This is a genomic window from Salinisphaera sp. T5B8, from assembly GCF_040361255.1.
Taxonomy (GTDB): domain Bacteria; phylum Pseudomonadota; class Gammaproteobacteria; order Nevskiales; family Salinisphaeraceae; genus Salinisphaera.
On sequence record NZ_APNG01000003.1, the window covers coordinates 264,737 to 286,442 of the forward strand.

Genomic DNA, 21,706 nt, shown 5'->3' on the forward strand with positions numbered 1-21,706 from the left:
TCTCAAGTGATTGCCTTCAGCTGAAGGCCGAGAATCCGTCGTTATAGACACGCCAGAGCACAAGCAGCGCATAGATTGCGACCAGCGCGATACACACGATGGTGATCGTACGCGGGCCGCGGGGTTCGGGTACCGGATCGCCGCGCATACGCCGCAGCCGCGCGATCAGCAGGCTGACGACGACCCAACCCAGAAACGCACACAACAGCAGCCCGAGCAGCAGTTTCATGAAAACGGTTGCATGATGTTCTGCATGAACACGCCGGCCAGCCGCGGCTCCATGCACAGCGAGAACAGCAGCCCGTAGCCCGCGCCCCACAGATGCGCGCTGTGGTTGATGTGATCGTGGCCGAGCCGTCCGGCATACAGGCCGTAGGCGGTGAACAGCACGGCATAGACGATCGCCGGCATGGGAAAGAACAACACCCAGATCGTCGACCAGGGGTCGATCAGGATAAAGGCGAACAACACCGCCGAAACTGCCCCGGAGGCGCCCAGGCTGCGGTAGCGGCTGTCGTTGCGATGCTGCAGGTAGCTGGGAATGATGGCGACTACCACACCGACCAGATAGAACAGCGCGAAGCCGACGCTACCGATATAGCGTTCGAAAAAGCCTTCGATCGCGCGTCCGAAAAAGAACAGCGTGATCATGTTGAACAGCAGATGCTGACCGTCGGCATGGATGAAGCCGTGGGTGAGCAGGCGCTGGTATTCGCCGCGATTGACCGCCGGCGGCCAGAAGATCAGCCGCTCCATCATGTCGCGATTCTGGAAGGCGGTGAAAGAAACCGCACAGGTCACCGCGATCAGCAAAATAGTAACGATCATCGAAATCCTTTGACGAACCAGGTCAAGCCGAGCCCGACATGATAGCCCGTGCTTTCATTCAGGCGCGTGACCGCGCCGTCCAGGTTGCTTAGGGAATGTCCGTATGACCGCTCGCGGCTCGCGGTCGAGGCCGAACCATGGACGGGCCGCCGGCTTTGCGCGCGCCTGGTTGGCGTGACGGCTTAGCTCACTGTGCAACCAGCACGCTATGCCAACCGGTGTTTGCAAGCCACGCGCTAAGCACGCCGGCGCGATCACGACAGGTTGTGCAGAGATTCTCTAGAAGGGCGACAGCCCGAAGCGCTGGGGTAGCGCCGGTTCGTCGATCTTGCCGATCTGCGAAAAATCCGCGCGCCCGAGAATCTGGTTGAGCCGGCGCGGGTTTTGCAGGCTGCGTACCACGCGTATGCGCGAGGGCTGGCCGTCTTCGCCCAACTGCAGCACCCAGGCCAGAAAACCGCTCGAACAATGCACCAGGCTGCCGATCGGATAGATGCCCTGACGCTTCATATAGCGTTTCAGCCACTCGCGTTCGTCGTCGTTGCAGCTGTGATAGAGCGAGCGAAAGACCTGCAGCGGCGCGGCGGCTTCATGGTTGCCGATACCGCCCCGGCTCTTGACCTCGATGAGATCGACAATACGCGCGGCCCGGGCCAGCGACGCCAGCGCAACCGGCAGCCCGCTGATATCGACATCGGTCGAATTCAGACATTCGATGATCGCGCGCCGGGCGCCGCTGGCGGCCCAGGAGCCAGCCGAGCCGAGTGCTTCGATGAGTTCGTGATGGCTGTTGGTGGGGGCGCTCGGATCGGTGATCAACGTATCGGCCGATGCGGTCTGTGGCCCGGCCTGACGGATATTGCCCAGATCGTGTACGAGCGCGGCCACCACGATATCGCGCAGGTTGCGGGCCAGCGTTTCCTCGCCCTGGACGAGATCCGCCAGCCGGCCCGCCACGACGATACAGTGGTGCAACAATGCCGGTTGTTCGCTCAGACAGCACAGCGCATAGAGAAAGGTCGGGCGATCCTGTTCGAGCAGTTGGCAGAGCGTATCGGCACACTCATAGAGTGCGTCGATCGGCAACGCCCGGCCGTGGCGCAATGCGATTGCCGTGACGCCCAGCTTGTGGGCGATATCGCGTAGCGGACCGACCATCGCGGTGGTACGGGCGTAGGGCGTTTTTTCCTGTTGATCCAGACGGATGGCCACGGGCGACTCGGTGCCGCCAATGAACAGCCGCGATGGCTGGATCATGTGGTTGCGACCCTGGCCGGCCCGAAACGCGATCTCGCGTTCCATTTCGCGCAGCCAGACCGGCACCTCGCTCAAGCGATTGCCGTCGCGCTGAACGAAGGAAAAACCGACATAGGCATGCGCATTGCGCTCGGCCATCTGCACGTGGCGCACCACGGCCGCCAGCGACGAGCGCGTGCCGTTGGGGAATTCGATGAACAACGCCGCGACCTGCTGGCCGCATTCGAGCAGCATGCCCGTGCGCAGTGCGATCTCGATACCGCAGCCGCCCAGCGATAGATCCATCAGCCGCGCATCGATCGGGTTGCGGTCTTCATACACCTGCAGCTGCACCAGTGCGCGCATGCCGCGAACCAGGCGAATGCGGGTGGATTCGCGCTTGTTCGAGACATACACCCGTTCGGGTTTGGCAATGATCAGTTCCGGCGGATCGGCCTCGATACTGAATTGCTGGACCTCGATGCCCGTAAACAGCAGCGCTTCCACGCCCAGACTGGCGTGCAGGCGTACGCCGGCCGCGAACCGATCCCGGGCCAGGCCGAGCACATCGATCGTCAGCCGAATACGTTCGCAGCCGGCTTCGACACGGAAGTCGTCGATATCGAAACGCTCGCCGGTGGCCACGCATTCCAGGCGCAGGTCACTGTAGTGACGCTGCTGCAGGGTTTCGAAGGCGTTGGCAACACGGTCGCCATCGTTGATTTCAATGCGGGGAGCGTCCGTCACTTCCATGCGGGGCCTGATTGAGGTGGGTCGATACGTTGCGCCGTATGCGCCTTATCGGCAACCCACGCCGATGGTTGAGCGCCAGAACACATTTATTATTATCAATACGCTAACGCATCGATCGCATCGATGCAGCGTATGCCAATCGCCGCCGCATCGTTTTTCAAACGCATTTCGCCAATGAAGGCGAAGCCCATTGGTCTGCCGGCTCCGGCCGAGGCCGCACTCACCGCCCCCGTGTAGCGGCATGGGCACGCCCGGCGGCACCGAACACGGTACGCCCGATACGCATACCGGCCGCGCGTGCGCTTTTGCCCCGGGGTTTGAAATCGGTATTGCGCGGGTCCAGGGCATACAGATGATGCCCGCCCTGGGGGGAGGTGGTGTAGTAATCCACGCGCTCCTCGGCAGGCACATCGGCACGGTGCTGCAACCGATAGAGCAGATAAACGCCGAGCACGATCAGAAAGCCGGTATTGCTGTAAAACAGCCCGTTCGGGCCGAATTCGTCCATGGCCGTCGCGGCCACGACCGGGCCGATACAGCTGCCGATGCCATAGGCCAACAGCAGCGTGGTACTGGCCGCGGTAATACGGTGACTGGGCATCTGGTCGTTGGTGATTGCCACCGATACCGGATACAGCGCTGCCGACAGGCCCATATACAGCCCGACCACCGCGATCAGCACCACGGCATGGGTATCGCCGAGAAACGGAATCACGGCACTCGTGAGCGCGGCGACCGCGAGCACCGCCATGAGTACACGCCGCCGGTTGAAGCGATCACACAGCCGCCCGATCGGCCACGCCAGCAGCATCGCGCCCACGATTGCGCTGGCCATGAACAACGACAGCCGGTCGGTATCCAGGCCGATACGGTCGGCATAGACCGGTGCCATGGCATAGAAGGCGTTCACCAGCAGCCCGGCCACCAGCGCGCCGCTCACCCCCACCGGCGAAATGCGATAGAGCGAGATCAGCGACAGGCGTTCGGCATCTTCGACCGCCGGCGCATGCATGCGGGTAAGCGACAACGGGATCACCGCCACGGTTACCAGCATGGCCGCGAGCGTGAACGGAAACACGTTTTCCGGCGAACTGACATTGATCAGCAGCTGGCCCGAGGCGGTCGAGAGGAAGAACACGATCTGGTAAATCGCGAACAGTCGCGCCCGGTTGTCGTTGGTCGCCCGGCTCGAAAACCAGCTTTCCATCACGATCATCAGCCCGGCCATGGCGAAGCCGGCAAAGGCACGCAGCGCCGCCCAGAGTGGTGCGTTCACAGCCAACGGATAGATCTGGATGGTCACCGCCAGCGCAGCCGCGAACACTGCAAAGGCGCGGATATGGCCGACCCGTTCGACCACCCGTTCGGCGAACACGGTGCCCAGCGTGAAGCCCACCGAATAACACACCAGAATCCAGCCGATCAGGCTGGTGGAAAAGTTCTCCATGCTCAGGCGCAGGCCCAGCAGCGTCATCAGGAATGCGTTACCGCTGACCAGCAGCGCGATGCTGGCGATCAGAGCGATCAGAGAAGTGGCCAAACGCGTCATCGAAACACCGAAACAACGAACAAAAAAGATTTAAGGTTCAACGCCTCGGGCAAGCGCCGAGGACTGTGGAGCGCCACCGGCGAGCACGCTGGCCCGTCAGGCGGGTTCGATCACCAGCTGCGGATGATCGAAGGCGATACGCCCGGCGATGGCCGCCATTTCCGGGCGCGGCTGCGGATAGACCCAGCCGGCATCCGTGTAGCACGCGCCATCGACCACGACATGGTAGTAGCAGGTATCGCCCTTGTACGGGCAATGGGTCTGTTTGTGCGAACGCTGCAAAACCCCGGCCTCGATCGCCTGCCACGGCAGATAGAAGCGATCGGCATAGCCGCGCTCGCTCAGCCGCAGGGCCATATTGGTACGGCCGATCACGCGTGTACCCACACGAACGCACAGTGGCTGTTCGTATGGATGCAGTTCGATGCGGTCGTCGAAATAGGCGGCCATGAGGGCTCCCATTGCCTGGCGCAGGTGGTTGATCTGGCGTAAAGGCGCACCCTGTCGGGAGCGCATGATCTGGTGCCTTGGCAGCACAAATCAAGCAAGACAGATGAAATTTCGATGACGAGGCAAAGATGGGCACAATACAACCGCGTGGTGCGGCCCGATAGCCGGCCTGGCGGCGACCGCGGCGCGTGCTGTGTCGGTGCGCCGATGGTCTTTGAATCTGGCAAGGAATGAGCAATGGATTTCTTTTATAACGCCCCCGAACGCGTAGTCGACGAAGTGATCGACGGCCTGGCGCGTATCGCGCCGATCAAACGCAGCGCGCCGGCCCACGGGGTCCGTGTCGTGGTCGATCGCGACTGGGACAAGTCGCGGGTCGCGGTCCTGTCGGGCGGCGGGGCCGGGCACGAACCCGCGCATGCGGGCTTTGTCGGCGCCGGCATGCTCGCCGGCGCGATCGCGGGTGATGTGTTCACCTCGCCCAGTGTCGAAGCCGTACTGGCCGCCATTCGTGCCACCTGTGGCGAGGCCGGCTGTCTGCTGGTCATCAAGAACTACACCGGCGATCGGCTCAATTTCGGGCTGGCCGCGGAACGCGCCGCGCGCGAAGGCTATCGCGTACGCAGCGTGATCGTGGCCGACGATATCGCGCTGCCTGAGGCTCAGCAGAAACGCGGTCTGGCCGGTACCGTGCTCGTGCACAAGATCGCCGGCCACTACGCGGCCACGGGTGCCGATCTGGATACGGTTGCCGAGATCGCCCAGCGCGTATGCGACGGGCTGTGCTCGATCGGGCTGTCGTTATCCAGCTGCACGCTGCCCGGCCATGCCATCGATCGGCGCGCCGCCGAGTTGGGGCTGGGCATCCACAACGAGCCCGGCGTACGTGAAGTCGACCCCGACGATGCCGGCGACGCCATGCAGCTCGTACTCGACCCGTTGCTGGCCGCGCTTGCCGAACGCAGCGACGATACCTCGCCGCTGATCGTCATGCTCAACAATCTCGGCAGCTGCGCGACCCAGGAAATGGGCGTATTGCTCAACGAATTGCTCGCTCGTCTGCCCGCCGAGCGCGTTGCCCAGGTCGTCGCCCCCGCGCCGTTGATGACCTCGATGGACATGCACGGTTTTTCGGTCACGCTGCTGGCCGCCGAAGACGACTTCGTCGAAGCGCTGCAATCGCCGGTGTCGGCCACCGCCTGGCCGGGCCTGTATCAACCGCGCGACATCGAAACCTTCGACGTCGAATTGAGCGTGCGCTCGGACGAACCCGTGGGCGAACGCGATTCGGCACGCGAACAGCGTATCGAACACGTCGTACAACGGCTGATCGAATCCCGGGACGAACTCGACGCACTCGATGCCAAGGCCGGCGACGGCGATACCGGCACGACGTTTGCCGCCGGTGCCCGGGCGATCGGCGAGGCCCTGAGCGCAGGGGCGCTTTCCAGTGGCGACGAGGCCCGTCTGGCCTACGAACTCGGCGAAATACTCGCCCGCGATATGGGCGGCTCCAGTGGCGTGCTGCTGTCGATTCTGTGTACCGCCACGGGCGCGGCGCTGGCCGAGGGCAGCGACTGGCCCGCCGCCCTCGCGCGCGGTATCGAGCGCATGCAGCATTATGGCGGCGCCACCCAGGGCGATCGCACCTTGCTCGATGCGCTGATTCCCGCCGTCGAGGCGCTGGCCGAAGGTCACGATCTGACGGCAGCCGCCCAGGCCGCCCGCGACGGCGCCGATGCCACCCGCGCCATGACCCACGCCGGCGCGGGGCGCTCGGCCTATGTGCCCGAAAACGCCCTGCGCGATCTCACCGACCCCGGCGCGGAGGCGATCGCCCGCGTCTGGGAGCGACTGGCCGAAGGCTAGCTCGGCCGGTGCTTCATCTGTTGCATGAGGCGCAACAGATGAAGCGTGCCGGTTGTCGCGATGCAACAGTTGTCGCGTGCTGATATGCCTGCGGTGGAGCTCGCCTGCTGATACACGTTTCCTGTAAAACTCTTATTAAAACAGAAAGCTAAGGCGATTTTCGTCGCGGCTGCCGGGCGCGCCATTCGTGCGCGAATACGCTGGCACGCGCCTTGCTCCTGCCCTCGTCAATAAAACGCGGCCTGCATGACAGCCGCATAAAAATGGCGTTCGAGGAGATACCCAAAACGGCGTGCCCACGCGATGTCGGTTCGGCTGCGATAGCAGTCGGCGCATCGTGTATCGGCGTGGCGTCGACGACCGGCCTCGAGCGTCTTCTTACGACAAGGAGCGCTATTCATGAGCAAGCCGGCAGAATCCGAGCAGAACTTTATCGACGGCCGTTTCGTCGCTGCCCGCGGCGAGTCGATCGCGGTCGAGAATCCGGCCACCCAGGCCACCATCGGTCATATTCCGGACAGCGACGCGGACGTCGTGAATACGGCCGTGGCTGCCGCGCGTCGCGCCCAGCCGGCCTGGGAAAAGCGCCCGGCGATCGAGCGCGCCGGTTACCTGCGCCAGATCAGCGCCAGGCTGCGCGAACGGGTCGCCGAGTTCGCCGACATCATCGTGCGCGAGCAAGGCAAGGTACGGGCGCTCGCCGAGGTGGAAGTCAATTTCACCGCCGACTATATCGACTACATGGCCGAGTGGGCCCGTCGTATCGAGGGCGAGGTCATCGAAAGTGACCGGGCGGGCGAAAGCATCTTTTTGCTGCGCAAGCCCGTGGGCGTGGTGGCCGGCATCCTGCCCTGGAATTTCCCGTTCTTTCTGATCGCCCGCAAGATGGCGCCGGCATTGGTGACCGGCAACACCGTGGTCATCAAGCCCAGCGAGGAAACGCCGCTCAATGCCTATGCGTTCGCGAAGCTGGTTGCCGAAACCGATCTGCCCGCCGGCGTCTTCAATCTGGTGGGCGGCCGCGGTGCGAGCACCGGCGATGCGCTGTGTGCCCACCCTGATGTGCGCCTTATCACCTTTACCGGCAGCGTGGCCACCGGTTCGCGCATCATGGCCACGGCGGCGAAAAACCTCACCCGGGTGAACCTCGAACTCGGCGGCAAGGCGCCCGCGATCGTGCTCGCCGATGCCGATCTCGACCTGGCAGCGAAGGCGATCTGTGATTCGCGCACCATCAACACCGGCCAGGTCTGCAACTGCGCCGAGCGCGTCTATGTCGAGAAGCGCGTGGCCGAGCAGCTGGCAGAAAAGATCGCGGCTCATCTCAAGGCAACGCGCTACGGCGATCCGTCGGTCGAAAACGAGCTGGACATGGGCCCGCTCATCAACCGAGCCGGGCTGGACAAGGTCGCTGCCATGGTCGAGCAGGCCAAGGCCGACGGCGCCACGGTGGTGACCGGCGGCAGCACGGCCGACCTGGGCCAGGGTTATCACTATCTGCCCACGCTGCTGACCGATTGCCGGGCTGACATGGCGATCATGCGCGACGAAATCTTCGGCCCGGTGCTGCCCATGCAGACCGTCGATTCACTGGATGAAGCCATCGCGCTCGCCAACGATTCCGACTACGGCCTGACCTCGTCCATCTACACCACCAACATCAACGCCGCGATGCAGGCAGTACGCGGGTTGCAGTACGGCGAAACCTATATCAACCGCGAGAATTTCGAGGCCATGCAGGGCTTTCATGCCGGCCGTCGCAAGTCCGGCATCGGCGGTGCCGACGGCAAGCACGGCCTCTACGAGTTCATGGAGACGCACATCGTCTACATGCAGCACGGCTAACCGCACCGAGGAGAACAAACACAATGAAAACGACACGATTCAATTCCACGCTCGCCTGGCACCGGCGTGCCGGCCTGGCATTGGCGCTGTTCGCGTTCTGCCAGCCCATGGCTTTCGCCGAAACCGGCAGCGGTACACGCGGGCCGGCCGATGTCGACGGCGAGCGCATCATCAAGGCCGACAAGGAACCCGGCAACTGGATGAGCACGGGCCGGACCTACGACGAGCAGCGCTACAGCCCGCTTGACGAAATCAACGACGACAACGTCGACGAGCTCGGCCTGGCCTGGCAGTACAAGCTGGACGTCGATCGCGGCGTCGAAGCGACGCCGATCGTGGTCGACGGCGTGATGTATACCACCGGTGCCTACAGCATCGTGTACGCCTTCGATGCCGCTTCGGGCGAGCTCCTGTGGAAACACGACCCGAAGGTCGATCGCACCAAGGCGGCAAGCTTTTGCTGTGGTGTGGTCAACCGCGGCGTGGCGGTATGGAAAGGCAAGGTCTTTCTGGGCACGCTGGACGGGCGCATGGTGGCCATCGACGCTGCCAGCGGCAAGGAAGTCTGGTCGGTGGATACCATCATCGACCACGATCGCAGCTACGGCATTACCGGCGCGCCGCGTATCGTCAAGGACAAGGTCATCATCGGCAACAGCGGCGCCGAATTTGGCGTACGCGGCTATATCACCGCCTACGATACGGAAACGGGCGACAAGGCCTGGCGCTTTTTCACGGTGCCCGGCGACCCGGCCGAACCGCAGGAAAACGAAGCCCTCGAAATGGCGGCCAAGACCTGGCACGGCGATGCCTGGATCGAGCAGGGCGGCGGCGGCACGGCCTGGGATTCCATGGCCTACGACCCCGACCTGAACCTGCTCTATGTCGGTGTAGGCAACGGCTCGATGTGGAACTACAAGGCACGCTCCGATGCCAAGGGCGACAACCTGTTCCTGTCGTCGATTCTGGCCATCAACCCGGACAACGGCGAGTATGTCTGGCATTACCAGACCACGCCCGGCGATGCCTGGGACTACACCGCGACCCAGCACATGATCCTGGCCGATCTCGAAATCGACGGCGAGCAGCGTGAAGTGATCATGCAGGCGCCAAGAACGGCTTCTTCTACGTGCTCGACCGCAAGACCGGCAAGGTGATTTCGGCCGAGAAATATGCGCCGGTCAACTGGGCCGAAAAAGTGGACCTGGAAACCGGTCGTCCGGTGTTTACCGACCATGCCAAGTACTGGGAACAGGACGGTCCGGTCGTCGTACAGCCCGGCTTCTGGGGTGGTCACGACTGGCAGCCGATGTCCTACAACCCGAACACGGGTCTGGTCTATATTCCCAAGCACTACTTCGAGGTGACCTACGAAGACGTGCGTGATCCGGAATGGACGCCGCAGAAGGGGTTCTACCAGCTCGGCACCAAGGCCGCGGCCATGTCCGACGACGCCGAGGAAATGCAGTCCTGGGCCGATCGCTGGACCGGCGGCCTGCTGGCCTGGGACCCGGTCAAGCAGGAAAAGGTCTGGGAGGTACCGCACAAGACCATTTTCAACGGCGGCACGCTCTCGACGGCGGGCAACCTCGTGTTCGAGGGCACGGCCGACGGGCGTGTGGTTGCCTATCGCGCCACCGACGGCAAGAAGCTGTGGGAATCGCCGGCGAACAGCGGCGTGATGGCTGCGCCGGTCACCTACAAGGCCGGCGGCGAACAGTACGTCACCTTCATGGTCGGCTGGGGCGGTGCGTTCTCCACCTTCGCGGGCGGTCAATCCAAGAATGCGGGCGTGCGTCCTTATGCCGAGGTGCTGACGTTCAAGATCGGTGGCGACGAAAAACTGGCGGAGCCGAACTTCCCGCCGCTGGCCAAGCCTGAGCCGCCGAAGCAGACGGCAAGCGCGGCAGACATTGCCGAAGGCAAGGACCTGATGAATGGCCACTGCAGCCAGTGTCACGGCATGAACGCCGCCAGCGGTGGCGTAACGCCCGATCTACGGCGTCTGTCGGCCGATACCCACGATCATTTCAAGGCGATCGTGATGGGTGCGCGTTTGAGCAAGGGCATGCCGTCCTATGCCGAGGTGCTCGAGCCGGCCGAGATCGACAAGATCCATGCCTATCTCATCAAGCGGGCCAATGATCTGCTCGACGAGGAATACGGCGACGACCAGTAAAGGCGCGTTGCTGTCGTAGCAACACAGGCCGCGTCATCCGACGCGGCCTTTTTCATGCGTACAGCATGGCTGGAACCGCTGCTTCTAGTGCCGGTATTTGGGATCGACGATTTGCAGGCGGGCCATGCGCCGATAGATGGTCGAACGGGCGACGGACAGATCACGCGCCACCCGGGCGATATTCCAGTTGTGCTCGCGCAGATGGGCGAGTAGATGTTCACGCGGTGTGCCGGGCTGTTCGTCGGCGGGCAGCGTGGCTCGTTCGTCGGGCACAACGGTCGTATCGGCCGTCGATAGCGCGGCCGGTAGATCTGCCATATCGATGCCGTCGTCGTCGGCCAGCGCAAGCGCGAAGCGCAATACATTACGCAGCTCGCGTATGTTGCCTGGCCAGTCATGGGCAAGCAGCCGCTCGCGTACGCCCGGCTTTAGGCGGGCGCGGCAACCCAGCGCCTCGGCTTCGTGTTCAAGCAGGCGGTCGATAAGCCAGTCGAGATCGCTGCGTTGGCGCAGCGCAGGCAGCGATAAGGTGCCGCCGGCCAGGCGGTAGTAGAGATCCTCGCGAAAGGTCCCTGCCGCGACCAGCGTGGTGAGATCACGATGCGTCGCGGTGATCACGCGCACGTCCAGCGCGACGGGCGTATCGCTGCCCAGCGGCAATACCTCGCGTTCGGCCAGCACGCGGAGCAGGCGTGTCTGTAGCGCCACCGGCATGTCGCCTATCTCGTCCAGGAACAGGGTGCCGCCATGTGCCTGTTGCAGCAGGCCCTTCATGCCGTGTTGGCGTGCGCCGGTAAATGTGCCGGGTGCATAGCCGAACAGCTCGCTTTCGATCAGCGACTCGGGCAGGGCAGCGCAGTTGATCGCCACGAAGGCCGCGCTCGAGCGGCTGCTGGCGTCGTGTAATGCGCGTGCGAGCACTTCCTTGCCGCTGCCGGTTTCGCCCTGAATGAGCAGATCGATCGGCTTGTCGGCCAGGCGTGCTGCCTGGGCAATCAGGCGCTGCATGGGGGCGTCGTCACCCGCCATGGCCTGCAGCCTGCCCCTGCGCGCGGGCGCGGGCGCGGGCGCGGGCAGTGGGCGTGTGATGCTTTTGCTTGAGCGGCGCGGTTGGGACATCGCCGCATGGAATGTGTCGTCGGACCAGCTGCGCAGGCGTACGCCGTCGTGATCCTGTTTGAGTGCATGAACGCGCGCGTTGCCGTCGCGAAAGAAAGCGCCGATGCCGTGCCCTAGCGGGCTTTGGCCGTTGGGTGGCTGGAGCGTCTGGCGCGCGCCGGTATTCGCGCCCACGATCATGCCGTCATCATCGAGGGCCAGGATCAGGTCGGCATGGTTGTCGACGAATGCGGCACTCCGGCCCAGGCGCAACAGCCAGTGATCGCGAAAATGATGGCTGAAATAACTGTCCTCGATGAGACGCGCATATAGCGATGTCAGATGCCAGGCCAGTTGCTGGCCCTCACGCGCGCCCGGGACCGATAACGCCGAGATATCGAGCACCGCGGCCACGCGACCGTAGGGGTCGTGTAGCGGTGCGGCAGTACAGCTCAGATCGAGATTGCCTGCATAGAAATGATCGGCCCGATGGCAGGTCAGTGTTCTTCGTTCGGCAATACAGGTGCCGATGCCATTGGTGCCGACCACGGCTTCACCCCAGATTGTGCCGGCACGCAGACCGGCTGCCTGCAGGGCCGGGTCGGCGCGCTCGCCGCCACGGCATTCCAGGGCAATGCCGTCGCTATCCGCGAGCATGGTGATATAACCCTGGCCTGCGATATGGCCATAGAGCTGGTCCATGCCGGTACGGGCGATATCGAGGTATTCGCCGACTCGCTGGCGGCGCTCGCGCAGATCGGCGGCGCTTACGTTCCGAATGCCGGGGTTGTGCTCGGGCTGAAGGCCGTACTCGCGTGCACAGCGCAGCCACGATTCACGGATGAGCCGCTCGCTGTTTTCGCGGGCGGCGACCTGGCCGGAGTCGATGACCCGGCGGACGGTTTCACTGTGCGGCTGTGTCATTTCGGCATCCCGACGGCCGGCTTATGATCCATCACGCCACTATTGCCGGTACGCGCGTTGGCTGCAACCGGCACGTGGCTGTGGCTCAAGCGTCGGTAAGTGCCTGTTCCACAAAATCCAGCCGGTCCTGGCCGAAGAACAGTTCGCCGTCGACGAGGAAGCTCGGTGCACCGAAGATCCCCATACCGACTGCGGCGTCGGTGGCATCGCGCAGCGCCTGCTTAGTCGCCTCGGCCTCGACCTGGGTTTCGAAGTTGGCGATATCCAGGCCTGCTTCGGTGAGTGTGGCCTTGAGTTGGTGGCTATCGCCGAGGTCGCGGTTATCCACCCACATTGCCCGGAAGATGGCGCGCACGTAGGGCTCGAAGTGGGGCGTGCCCAGATAGGCGATGGCTCCGCGCATGAGCGTGATCGTGTTGAGCGGGAAGGCGTCGTTTACGTGAAAATCGATGTTGTGGCGTTCCGCGACGCGGTGCATGTCGCGCCATAGATAGTCGCGTTTGGAGGCGCAGTCGATCATCGCGGGCGACTGATTGTTGGTCGCCTTGAACACCGCGCCCAGCAGGATCGGGCGCCAGACCAGGCGCGCGCCGGTGCGTTTGAGCAGGCCGGGCAGCTGGGCGTAGGCCAGGTAGGCATTCGGGCTGCCGAAGTCGAAAAAGAATTCGAGGGTCTTGTCACTGCGGATATCGGCCATGGTCGGTCTCTCTCTCTAGAAGGTTTCCATCCACGGCCTCAAATCGAGTTCGTGGGTCCAGGCATCGCGCGGTTGGCAGTGCAGCTGCCAGTAGGCGTCGGCGATGTGACGCGGATCCAGAATGCCGGCTTTGTTCTTGAGCGCATAGCGTTGCGGGAAATTCTCGCGAATGAAATCCGTATCGATTGCGCCGTCAATGATCGTATGCGCCACGTGAATGCCCTGGGGGCCGAGTTCACGCGCCATGCTCTGGGCCAGCGAGCGCAGGGCGAACTTCGCGCCCGAAAACGCCGAAAAGCCCGCGCCGCCGCGAATCGAGGCGGTGGCACCGGTGAAGATGATGGTGCCGCGTTCGCGCTCGCGCATCATGCGTGCGGCCTCGCGGCCGGTGAGAAATCCGGCAAAGGCCGACATCAGCCACACCTTGTGATAGACCCGTGCGGTGGTTTCGGTAATGCCGAAATGTACGTTGCCGCCGATATTGAAGACTGCGACTTCGAGCGGGCCGACCTCGTTTTCGATGGTGTCGACCATCGCCACGACCTGGTCTTCTTCGCGCGCGTCGCAGCCGAAGGCACGAGCCCGGCCGCCGTCGGCCTCGATCTGGGCCACCAGCGGTTCGAGACGGGCCGCGCTGCGCCGGGCCACGCAGGCCACATAGCCTTCGGCCGCGAAACGTCGAGCAATGGCGCCGCCGGTCGCATCGCCCGCGCCCACCACCAGCATCGCTCGCCGAGGCGTGCTCATGCTGCGGCCTGTGTATCGAATACCAGACAGGTTGTCGTGGCGTGGGCGTAGAGGGTGTCGTCGGGCCCGACCAGCCGGGCCTCGGCGGTGGCGACACGACGCCCGACATGGACAATCTCGCCGATCGCCCGTACCCGCGTAACCTGGTCGGTGAGCGCGCGTACGTAGTTCACTTTCAGTTCGAGGGTCGTATAGGCGCGCCCGGCGTCCAGCGTGCTGTGCACCGCACAGCCCACGGCAGAGTCGAGCACAGCGGCGAACCAGCCGCCGTGCACCGTGCCCAGCGGGTTGTAGTGGGCACGCGACGGCTTGCCCTGGAATACCGCGCGGCCATAGCTCACCTCGACCAGTCGGAAATCCAGCGTATGGCCAATCGGCGCATTCAGGCCGCTGCCTTCGAGTGCCGATGACAACAGCGCCAGGCCGCTGCAGCGTGTGGGGTCGGTCGGCGCGACCTGGGTGGGTGCGGCCTGGTCCAGACGGGATTCCGTAGCCAGCCAGTCATCGATTCGGTCGGTTTGCATGATGCGTCCAGTTGATATTTGTATATACAAGTATCAGGCGATAACGGTGCGGTCAATCTTGCATCGCTGCGGCTGCGACGAACGGCTTCGATCGAGTCGACGGCGGTAGCGGTAAGTCAGCGTTTCGTCCTTGTGCGGCCCGGCGATCGTCCAGCACAGATCGGAACCGGCATCCACGAGCGTTAGCCGCGCGTCATAGCGGTCGGCGCCGCACAGATGGCTGTCGGCCGCGACAAACACATCGGCGCGTATGGCAACGAGATCGAACAGCCAGACGGCCGCCTCACGGCCGAAGCGCTCGTGCCAGAGGGCGATGCGGTCGTCATGGCACTGCCATCGATAGACATTGCGAAACGCCACCGGCGCGCCGCTCGCTTCGGGCGTGAACGTGCCGCTTTCGTGAAAGCGCAGGCCGTCTTCGTCGTCGCCGATGCGGACCTCGGCCTCGCCCTGGCCAGCCCAACCGGTGCGTGAATGTGGCCCGGGCCGCGCCGTAAATCGCAACCGGCGAATGGCGGCCAGGCATTCGCGCAGCTCTATAATCGCGGGCTGATTGGTACGGGATGAGGCGAGTCGGGACATGGCGATACTGGTAGGCGTGACGCTGCTATGGGCGTTTTCTTTCAGCTTGATCGGCGTCTATCTGTCCGGCCAGGTGGATGCCACCTTTGCGGTACTCACGCGCATTACGCTGGCGCTGCTGGTGTTTGCGCCCATGATGCGCCTTCGCGGGCTGGGCTGGCGACTGGCCCTGGCCTTGATGGCGGTGGGCGCGGTCGAGCTCGGGCTGATGTATGTGTTTTTCTATCAGTCGTTTCTGTGGCTGTCGGTGCCCGAGGTCTTGCTGTTCACGATCCTCACGCCGATCTACGTCACGCTGCTCGACGACGCCCTCAAGCGGCGCTTCGATGCCCGCTGCCTGCTCGCAGCGCTCGGCGCGGTCGCGGGTGCTGCAGTGATTCGCTACCAGCCGATCAGTGCCGATTACTGGCGCGGCTTTCTCATCGTGCAGGGGGCGAACCTGTGTTTCGCGGCCGGCCAGGTTGCCTACCGCCGTCTGGCGCGCGTACTGCCGACGGACATGCCACGACGTGCGTTGTTTGGCTGGTTTTTTGCCGGGGCCTGGCCGTTGGCCTTCCTGCTGTTTCTCGCCCTGGGCGACACCGATCGCCTGGCGTCGACGCCGGTGCAATGGGGCGTGTTGCTGTGGCTCGGTCTGATGGCCTCGGGGCTGGGTTTCTATGCCTGGAATCAGGGCGCGACCCAGGTCGATGCCGGCACCCTGGCGGTCATGAACAACGCGTTGATCCCGGCCGGGCTGGCGGTGAATCTGATCTTCTGGAATCACGACGCCGATGTGCTGCGTTTGATTATCGGCGCGCTGGTGATCGTCGCCGCGCTGTGGCTGAGCCGGCGTCGAACGCCGGCGCGTACTTAACCGGTCGGCTCGGTACGGCCCGATTCGGTGTCGCTCGAGTCTTCCAGAGCTGCGGTCAGCGTATCGAGCAGCGCGTGCAGTTGGTTGATTTCGGCGGTGCCGAGGCGTTCGTTGAGCGCCTGCTGAGCGTGTTTCCAATGCTGCTTTGCCTGTTCGCGGCGCGCGCGCCCGGCCGGCGTGGCCTCGATCAGTCGGCTGCGGGCATCCTCACCCGCACGACGACGAATCCAGCCCTGGCGTTCCAGCGTGGCCAGCGTGCGTGTCAGCGTTGAATTGTCCAGACGCATGCGCCGAGCCAGTTCACCGGCCCGCAGCGGGCCGAAGGCGATGATATGGGAGAGCAGAGAATACTGGGTGCCCTTGAGACCGGCCTCGCCGAGATAATCGTCGTAATGCCGGGCCACGACACGCCCGAGCTGGTGCAGCTTGAAATTGGTACAGCCCTGGGGACGATCGGCAACGATGCTCATTGGCGTATTGTGCGCCAGCCACAACGCAGTGCAAGCGCCCGGCGGCTAGCCTGGCTTGGTATGGGCTGCAAAGGCGTTGCCCTGCGGACCGTCCAGCGCGGCGCTGCGCCGGGCGATCACCTGCAATGCCGCGAGCCACACCAGCGGCACGATCTCGATGAAGATGCGTTGTTCGACCATGCGCCCGACCACGATGGCCACCAGCGCCAGTGGCACGGCGAAAAAGATCAGCAGCACGGCTAGCCGGCGGTCGAGATAGCGATGCCATAACAACACCGGCAGATACAGCGCGGCGGTGAAGCGGGCCAGATAGGTGACCAGATAGAGCGGGTTCGACAACGCCTCAAGGTTGTAGAACAGATGAAACTCGTAGGCGGTATTACCCAGGTGCGCGTTCGGATTGGTATTGCCGGCAAATAGCGCAGACAGCGGTATCTGAATGGCCACAAAGACGAGCGTTTGCGCGGCCACCATCAATGCGGTTCGCTTGAGGCCCGCGACCGGCCAGAGTACGAGCGCGAACGCGGGCACCAGAAAGACCGTGGTTTCGCGATTGAGCGTCGCTAATGCGAAGACGAGCAGATACCAGGCAAAGCCGCGCATGCTGGGCTCCCGGGTCAGGCGCACCATCAGCAACACCAGTGCCAGTGTGAACATGGCCGCTGGCAGATCGTAGACGTAGTAAAAGATTGCGCGTGGTGTCCAGCCGCCGATATCCAGCAGCGGTCGATCGAGCGACAGGGCTGCAGCCATCTGCAGATCGGGCGCGATCAGATGCAGCAGCATGGGCACCAGCACGGTAAAGGCGAGCAGGCGGCGTACCGGTTCGCTGCGTCCTACCTCGAACACCACCAGCGCGCGATAGGCCAGGGCGATGAGCAGCATCCAGCCGGCGACCTCCATGAGTGCGAACAGCAGTGTTTCGCCCACCGGTGCGATCTGCTGAATGCCTGCAGCGATCGCGGGGAGCAGGAGGCGGTGCTGAAACGGTTCCACCGCCTGGAAATGGACCAGCTTTTCGAAGGTCGCGAGTTCGAACGGGCGCGTGGTGGTCAGGCGCAGACAGCTTAGAAACAGGGCGAGAAACAGGCTGGCCAGCCACCACGCACAGCGTTCGAGCGGCGTGGCGTGATAGGCATTGGGCGCAGACAGGATGGGCGGCGACATTCCGAACCTCGAAACGAGCAATACGCTGAAATCGTGACTTTCGCAGTGCGCGAAAACATGGCAGTCGATCCGCCCCTCGTATCGAATCGCTGCACCAATATAGGCGCTGTCGTGCGTTATTGCGAGATATACGTAATGTCCAGGCCTCAACCCGACATCTCGGGCCACACCGTGAGTTTGCCCCGGCAACGCCGGTGAACTGCTATGGTCGCAACGCGCGGCGATACGGCGCCGTTCGTGTGTCGCCGCCCGCTGATCAAACAAGGAGGCCCGGCATGAAAGCAGCCGTATTACGTGCGCCCGGCGGCTTGGATCGTATCGAAATCGCCGAGCGCGCGCCGCGCGCGCCCGAAACGGGCGAAGTATGTGTACGTATCACGGCCAGTTCGCTGAATTTTCACGACTATGCCGTGGCCAACGGCAGTATTTCCGTGCCCGACGGGCGCGTGTTGATGTCCGACGGCGCGGGCGAGGTGGTCGAAACCGGCGCCGGTGTGAATGAATTCGCTACAGGCGATCACGTGGTATCGACTTTCTTCCCCAACTGGGAAGATGGGCCGATCACCCCGGCCAAACGCGATGGCACGCCGGGCGATCGCGGCGAAGGCGTGGCTGCGGAATATGTCACCGCGCCGGCGAGCGCGTTTACCCGTGCCCCGGCCGGCTACAGCGCCCAGCAGGCGGCGACCTTGCCCTGTGCGGCGCTGACCGCCTGGCGTGCGTTGATGGTCGAAGCGCGTATCAAGCCCGGCGATACCGTACTCACGCTCGGCACGGGCGGGGTGTCGATCTTTGCGCTGCAATTCGCGCGCGCGGCCGGTGCCCGCGTGATTGCCACGTCCAGCGCTGATGCCAAGCTCGAGCGCCTGCGCGCGCTGGGCGCCGATGCCACCATCAACTACACCGAGGATGCGGACTGGGGCAAGACGGTCAAACGTCTCACCGACGGCCGCGGCGTCGATGCCGTGGTGGAAATCGGCGGCCCCGGCACGCTCGCGCAGTCGATCGCCGCCTGTCGCATGGGCGGGCATATCAGCCTCATCGGTGTGCTCACCGGGCTGGCCGGCGAAGTGCCCACGGCCGCGTTTTTCTATTCCAACCTCAACATGACCGGCATCACGGTCGGCAGCCGTGCCCAGCAACAGGATATGGTGCGGGCGATCGAGGCAAGCGGTATCGAGCCGGTTATCGACCGCTGCTTTGCACTGGACGAACTCGCGGATGCCTTCCGTTATCAGGAAAGCGGCCAGCATTTCGGCAAGATCGGCGTTACGATCTGAGCCGTCGCCCAACGAGCACATCCGAATGAACCCAACGTCATCAACCGACCGCTCGCCATTCAATGTGGTTTTGCTGGCAACCGGCGGCACCATTGAAAAAACCTACGATGCGCGCTCCGGGCAGCTGTCGCTCGATCAGCCGGTCATCGAAAGCCTGCTCGAACGCCTGGACATGCCGGATGTCTCGGTGGTGGTCGAACGCCTGATGGCCAAGGATTCGCTGGACATGACCGATGCCGACCGCGAGGCGATCGTTGCGGCGGTGACGGCGATCAGCGAACGCGGCACGGCCGATGCGCTGGTCATCACCCACGGCACGGACACACTCGCGGAAACGGCCGCGGCCCTGCACGCCGCACTCGCAACGCCTACGTTACCGGTGGTGCTGACCGGCGCCATGCGGCCCTACCGTGTGGCCGACAGCGACGGTGCCCAGAATGTTGCCCAGGCCTTGATGGCGGCACGGCTGCTCGCTCCCGGTGTGCATGCCGTCATGCACGGGCGCGTGATCGCGGGCGAGCGCGTGGTCAAGGACTACGAACGCCTGACGCTGACCACTCGCAGCTAGTGCGCGCGTTGTTTCGCAACCGCCCGGCCCGCCAACCGGTACCGGTTCCGCTGTCATGCCCCGCGTAGCACCGGCGCTCACCGAGGGCTCGATCGTCCGTGCGCTGTTTTCGCTGGCGGTGCCGATCGTGTTCGCCAACCTGTTGCAGACCGCCTATCAGCTTATCGATACCTTCTGGGTCGGCCGGCTCGGCGCGAGTGCGGTAGCCGCGGTATCGCTGAGTTTTCCGGTAATTTTCTTTCTGCTCTCGCTCGGCCTGGGCCTGGCCGTCGCCGGCACCATTCTGGTGGCCCAGTACCAAGGGCGTGGCGATACCGCGATGGTCAACCGCGTCTCGGCGCAGGCGCTGATCGGCGTCGGGGCCATCTCGCTGGTGTTAGCCGTGCTCGGTGTGCTCGGCGCGCATGCGGTGGTGGCGTTTCTCGGCGCCACCGACGATGTGCTGCCCATGGCGACCCGCTATCTGCGGGTGTCGTTCGTGGGCCTGCCGTTTCTGTTTGCCTATGTCATCTTCCAATCGCTCATGCGCGGAGTGGGCGATGCGCGCACGCCGCTGGCCATCGTGACTGGCACGGTGGCGCTGAACTTCGTGCTCGACCCCTTGTTTATTCTGGGCTGGGGGCCGGTGCCGGCCATGGGCGTCAGCGGCGCGGCGCTGGCCACCGTCATCACCCAGGGATTGGCCGCGGTCGTGGGCCTGGCCATGCTGTTTTCCGGGCTGTACGGCATTCGCCTGGTGCGCACGCATCTGGTGCCCGATTTTGCCCTGATCTGGCGTTTGCTCAAGCTCGGACTGCCCGCGGCCGTGGAGCAATCCACGCGCGCGCTCGGGCTGATGCTCATGACCGTGCTGGTGGCCGGTTTTGGCACGGTTACATTGGCGGCCTACGGCATTGGCACGCGCATGCTCAGTTTCGTGATCATTCCCGCGCTGGGCCTGTCGCAGGCCAGCTCGGCGTTGATTGGCCAGAATATCGGTGCCCGACGTATCGACCGGGCCGAGCACACGGCGTGGCTGAGTGCGGGCATCGGCTTTGTGCTGCTGTCGCTGGTGGGCGTGGTGGTTTTCGTTTTCGCGCGTTCGATCGTCACGTTGTTCGTGCCCGAATCGCCCGCGGTGATCGAAACCGGCAGCCTGTTCGTCCGGATCACGGCGCTGGCCTATGGCGTGGTGGGCGCGCAGATCGTGCTGACCGGTGCGTTTCGCGGCTCGGGCAATACCCTCATCGCCATGGCGATCGCGCTGGTATCGCAATGGATGCTGCAGTTCCCGCTGGCCTGGCTACTGGCCGAGCGCAGCGGGCTGGGCGCGACCGGCATCTGGATTGCCTACCCCATTCAGAATGTGCTTACCGCCGTGATCGTGGTGATCTGGTTTGCGCGTGGCAGCTGGAAACATCGCAAGGTCATCGACGAACCCGGCGCGCCCGACGACGTATCGCGCTATCGGCCGGGCAGCGTGACCAACACCACCCTGCGCTAGCCCCGGCGCGAGGCCGTCACCGTACATATCGGCATGGCAAAGCGCCCCACAGCGCGTAGGCTATGCAGTCAGCAAACCGAGTTTTTCGCGATCCCACGAGAGCCTTCATGAGTCACGCCCTGTCGACGCATTCCAGAACCCACCTGCTCGCGCTGCTGGGGATCGCCGCGTTCTTTCTCGCTAGCGGGATCGGGCATTTCCTCTTTCCCGATTTCTTTCTCGCCATCGTGCCGGACTATATCCCCATGCCGGCAGTCATGGTGGCCATCAGCGGCCTGGGCGAACTACTGGGCGCGATCGGCATTCTCATGCGGCGTACGCGCCGGCTGGCCGGTTTTGGCCTGCTGCTGCTCACGCTGGCCGTGTTCCCGGCCAATGTCTACATGGCCCAGAACCCGGAACAGTTCAGCGATTTCGCCCCCTGGCTGCTTTATGCACGCCTGCCGCTCCAGCTGCTCATCCTGCTGTGGATCGCCTACGCGATGCGCCGCGCGCGTAGCGGCTACGGCGATTTCTACTAACCGCGCGTAAAGCCGCGCGCCGAGGCCGCTTGGCCGCGTAGGTGGATGAGATGGATCCGCTCCTCCTAATCGGCGTCAAT

19 protein-coding genes and 1 pseudogene are annotated in these 21,706 nt (G+C 64.0%); 8 read left to right on the forward strand and 12 right to left on the reverse strand.

The features are described from left to right. Nucleotides 1-16: 16 nt before the first annotated feature. The 5 genes from T5B8_RS04435 to T5B8_RS04455 all read right to left on the reverse strand — a co-directional run bounded on the left by T5B8_RS04435 (nucleotide 17) and on the right by T5B8_RS04455 (nucleotide 4,882). Nucleotides 17-229, reverse strand: a complete 213-nt coding sequence (locus tag T5B8_RS04435; RefSeq protein WP_353176600.1) for a hypothetical protein — start codon at nucleotides 227-229, stop codon at nucleotides 17-19. Then, on the reverse strand, nucleotides 226-828 hold the full coding sequence (locus T5B8_RS04440) for a rhomboid family intramembrane serine protease (RefSeq protein WP_353176602.1): 603 nt from the start codon (nucleotides 826-828) through the stop codon (nucleotides 226-228). The genes T5B8_RS04435 and T5B8_RS04440 overlap by 4 nt, the downstream gene beginning before the upstream one ends. A gap of 279 nt (nucleotides 829-1,107) precedes the next feature. Continuing rightward, nucleotides 1,108-2,817 carry a PilZ domain-containing protein gene (locus tag T5B8_RS04445; RefSeq protein ID WP_353176604.1) on the reverse strand — a complete coding sequence of 570 codons (1,710 nt, stop codon included), beginning with the start codon at nucleotides 2,815-2,817 and terminating at the stop codon, nucleotides 1,108-1,110. A gap of 220 nt (nucleotides 2,818-3,037) precedes the next feature. Further along, on the reverse strand, nucleotides 3,038-4,366 hold the full coding sequence (locus T5B8_RS04450; protein ID WP_353176606.1) for an MFS transporter: 1,329 nt from the start codon (nucleotides 4,364-4,366) through the stop codon (nucleotides 3,038-3,040). A 96-nt stretch (nucleotides 4,367-4,462) separates the two neighbouring features. Then, on the reverse strand, nucleotides 4,463-4,882 hold the full coding sequence (locus tag T5B8_RS04455) for a DUF427 domain-containing protein (protein WP_353176607.1): 420 nt from the start codon (nucleotides 4,880-4,882) through the stop codon (nucleotides 4,463-4,465). Between the two features lie 171 nt (nucleotides 4,883-5,053). Between T5B8_RS04455 and T5B8_RS04460 the strand changes: the two genes are divergently transcribed. The 3 genes and pseudogenes from T5B8_RS04460 (at nucleotide 5,054) to T5B8_RS04470 (ending at nucleotide 10,709) form a co-directional block, all read left to right on the forward strand. Then, nucleotides 5,054-6,685, forward strand: a complete 1,632-nt coding sequence (locus T5B8_RS04460) for a dihydroxyacetone kinase subunit DhaK (RefSeq protein WP_353176608.1) — start codon at nucleotides 5,054-5,056, stop codon at nucleotides 6,683-6,685. Nucleotides 6,686-7,084: 399 nt separating this feature from the next. Beyond that, on the forward strand, nucleotides 7,085-8,530 hold the full coding sequence (gene aldA / locus T5B8_RS04465; protein ID WP_353176610.1) for an aldehyde dehydrogenase: 1,446 nt from the start codon (nucleotides 7,085-7,087) through the stop codon (nucleotides 8,528-8,530). A gap of 107 nt (nucleotides 8,531-8,637) precedes the next feature. Further along, nucleotides 8,638-10,709 (forward strand): annotated as a pseudogene (locus tag T5B8_RS04470) (PQQ-dependent dehydrogenase, methanol/ethanol family). Between the two features lie 84 nt (nucleotides 10,710-10,793). Here the strand turns inward: T5B8_RS04470 and T5B8_RS04475 are convergent. The 5 genes from T5B8_RS04475 to T5B8_RS04495 all read right to left on the reverse strand — a co-directional run bounded on the left by T5B8_RS04475 (nucleotide 10,794) and on the right by T5B8_RS04495 (nucleotide 15,281). Further along, on the reverse strand, nucleotides 10,794-12,731 hold the full coding sequence (locus T5B8_RS04475) for a sigma-54-dependent Fis family transcriptional regulator (protein WP_353176612.1): 1,938 nt from the start codon (nucleotides 12,729-12,731) through the stop codon (nucleotides 10,794-10,796). Between the two features lie 85 nt (nucleotides 12,732-12,816). Beyond that, nucleotides 12,817-13,428 (reverse strand): 2-hydroxychromene-2-carboxylate isomerase, encoded by a 612-nt coding sequence (locus T5B8_RS04480; RefSeq protein ID WP_353176613.1) that lies wholly within the window; start codon nucleotides 13,426-13,428, stop codon nucleotides 12,817-12,819. Between the two features lie 15 nt (nucleotides 13,429-13,443). Next, entirely contained in the window at nucleotides 13,444-14,175 is a 732-nt protein-coding gene (locus T5B8_RS04485; RefSeq protein WP_353176615.1) for an SDR family oxidoreductase, read from the reverse strand. Further along, on the reverse strand, nucleotides 14,172-14,699 hold the full coding sequence (locus tag T5B8_RS04490; protein WP_353176617.1) for a PaaI family thioesterase: 528 nt from the start codon (nucleotides 14,697-14,699) through the stop codon (nucleotides 14,172-14,174). The genes T5B8_RS04485 and T5B8_RS04490 overlap by 4 nt, the downstream gene beginning before the upstream one ends. Nucleotides 14,700-14,732: 33 nt before the next feature. Beyond that, nucleotides 14,733-15,281, reverse strand: coding sequence for a DUF6314 family protein (locus tag T5B8_RS04495; RefSeq protein WP_353176619.1), 549 nt, complete (start codon nucleotides 15,279-15,281; stop codon nucleotides 14,733-14,735). Here T5B8_RS04495 and T5B8_RS04500 point away from each other — a divergent pair. Further along, nucleotides 15,280-16,137 (forward strand): EamA family transporter, encoded by an 858-nt coding sequence (locus T5B8_RS04500; RefSeq protein WP_353176620.1) that lies wholly within the window; start codon nucleotides 15,280-15,282, stop codon nucleotides 16,135-16,137. The genes T5B8_RS04495 and T5B8_RS04500 overlap by 2 nt on opposite strands. Here T5B8_RS04500 and T5B8_RS04505 read toward each other — a convergent pair. Both T5B8_RS04505 and T5B8_RS04510 read right to left on the reverse strand, forming a co-directional pair. Beyond that, entirely contained in the window at nucleotides 16,134-16,607 is a 474-nt protein-coding gene (locus tag T5B8_RS04505; protein WP_353176622.1) for a MarR family winged helix-turn-helix transcriptional regulator, read from the reverse strand. The two genes, T5B8_RS04500 and T5B8_RS04505, sit on opposite strands and share 4 nt — an antisense overlap. 45 nt (nucleotides 16,608-16,652) lie before the next feature. Beyond that, on the reverse strand, nucleotides 16,653-17,774 hold the full coding sequence (locus T5B8_RS04510) for a hypothetical protein (protein ID WP_353176624.1): 1,122 nt from the start codon (nucleotides 17,772-17,774) through the stop codon (nucleotides 16,653-16,655). 275 nt (nucleotides 17,775-18,049) lie between these two features. Between T5B8_RS04510 and T5B8_RS04515 the strand changes: the two genes are divergently transcribed. The 4 genes from T5B8_RS04515 (at nucleotide 18,050) to T5B8_RS04530 (ending at nucleotide 21,626) form a co-directional block, all read left to right on the forward strand. Beyond that, complete coding sequence (locus T5B8_RS04515) at nucleotides 18,050-19,054, forward strand: zinc-dependent alcohol dehydrogenase family protein (protein ID WP_353176626.1); 1,005 nt, start codon at nucleotides 18,050-18,052, stop codon at nucleotides 19,052-19,054. A gap of 25 nt (nucleotides 19,055-19,079) precedes the next feature. Beyond that, a complete protein-coding gene (locus T5B8_RS04520; protein WP_353176627.1) occupies nucleotides 19,080-19,622 on the forward strand; it encodes an asparaginase domain-containing protein in 543 nt (180 codons plus the stop codon). A 55-nt stretch (nucleotides 19,623-19,677) separates the two neighbouring features. Next, entirely contained in the window at nucleotides 19,678-21,105 is a 1,428-nt protein-coding gene (locus T5B8_RS04525) for an MATE family efflux transporter (RefSeq protein ID WP_353176629.1), read from the forward strand. Between the two features lie 107 nt (nucleotides 21,106-21,212). Then, nucleotides 21,213-21,626, forward strand: coding sequence for a DoxX family protein (locus T5B8_RS04530; protein WP_353176631.1), 414 nt, complete (start codon nucleotides 21,213-21,215; stop codon nucleotides 21,624-21,626). Nucleotides 21,627-21,706 lie beyond the last annotated feature (80 nt).

Coding starts and splice junctions, on each gene's coding strand:
- T5B8_RS04505 (WP_353176622.1), bottom strand. CDS start 16,607: ATGAGCATCGTTGCCGATCGTCCCCAGGGCTGTACCAATTTCAAGCTG.
- T5B8_RS04510 (WP_353176624.1), bottom strand. CDS start 17,774: ATGTCGCCGCCCATCCTGTCTGCGCCCAATGCCTATCACGCCACGCCG.
- T5B8_RS04485 (WP_353176615.1), bottom strand. CDS start 14,175: ATGAGCACGCCTCGGCGAGCGATGCTGGTGGTGGGCGCGGGCGATGCG.
- T5B8_RS04520 (WP_353176627.1), top strand. CDS start 19,080: ATGAACCCAACGTCATCAACCGACCGCTCGCCATTCAATGTGGTTTTG.
- T5B8_RS04500 (WP_353176620.1), top strand. CDS start 15,280: ATGGCGATACTGGTAGGCGTGACGCTGCTATGGGCGTTTTCTTTCAGC.
- T5B8_RS04435 (WP_353176600.1), bottom strand. CDS start 229: ATGAAACTGCTGCTCGGGCTGCTGTTGTGTGCGTTTCTGGGTTGGGTC.
- T5B8_RS04480 (WP_353176613.1), bottom strand. CDS start 13,428: ATGGCCGATATCCGCAGTGACAAGACCCTCGAATTCTTTTTCGACTTC.
- T5B8_RS04475 (WP_353176612.1), bottom strand. CDS start 12,731: ATGACACAGCCGCACAGTGAAACCGTCCGCCGGGTCATCGACTCCGGC.
- T5B8_RS04460 (WP_353176608.1), top strand. CDS start 5,054: ATGGATTTCTTTTATAACGCCCCCGAACGCGTAGTCGACGAAGTGATC.
- T5B8_RS04515 (WP_353176626.1), top strand. CDS start 18,050: ATGAAAGCAGCCGTATTACGTGCGCCCGGCGGCTTGGATCGTATCGAA.
- T5B8_RS04490 (WP_353176617.1), bottom strand. CDS start 14,699: ATGCAAACCGACCGAATCGATGACTGGCTGGCTACGGAATCCCGTCTG.
- T5B8_RS04495 (WP_353176619.1), bottom strand. CDS start 15,281: ATGTCCCGACTCGCCTCATCCCGTACCAATCAGCCCGCGATTATAGAG.
- T5B8_RS04440 (WP_353176602.1), bottom strand. CDS start 828: ATGATCGTTACTATTTTGCTGATCGCGGTGACCTGTGCGGTTTCTTTC.
- T5B8_RS04450 (WP_353176606.1), bottom strand. CDS start 4,366: ATGACGCGTTTGGCCACTTCTCTGATCGCTCTGATCGCCAGCATCGCG.
- aldA (WP_353176610.1), top strand. CDS start 7,085: ATGAGCAAGCCGGCAGAATCCGAGCAGAACTTTATCGACGGCCGTTTC.
- T5B8_RS04445 (WP_353176604.1), bottom strand. CDS start 2,817: ATGGAAGTGACGGACGCTCCCCGCATTGAAATCAACGATGGCGACCGT.
- T5B8_RS04530 (WP_353176631.1), top strand. CDS start 21,213: ATGAGTCACGCCCTGTCGACGCATTCCAGAACCCACCTGCTCGCGCTG.
- T5B8_RS04455 (WP_353176607.1), bottom strand. CDS start 4,882: ATGCGCTCCCGACAGGGTGCGCCTTTACGCCAGATCAACCACCTGCGC.
- T5B8_RS04525 (WP_353176629.1), top strand. CDS start 19,678: ATGCCCCGCGTAGCACCGGCGCTCACCGAGGGCTCGATCGTCCGTGCG.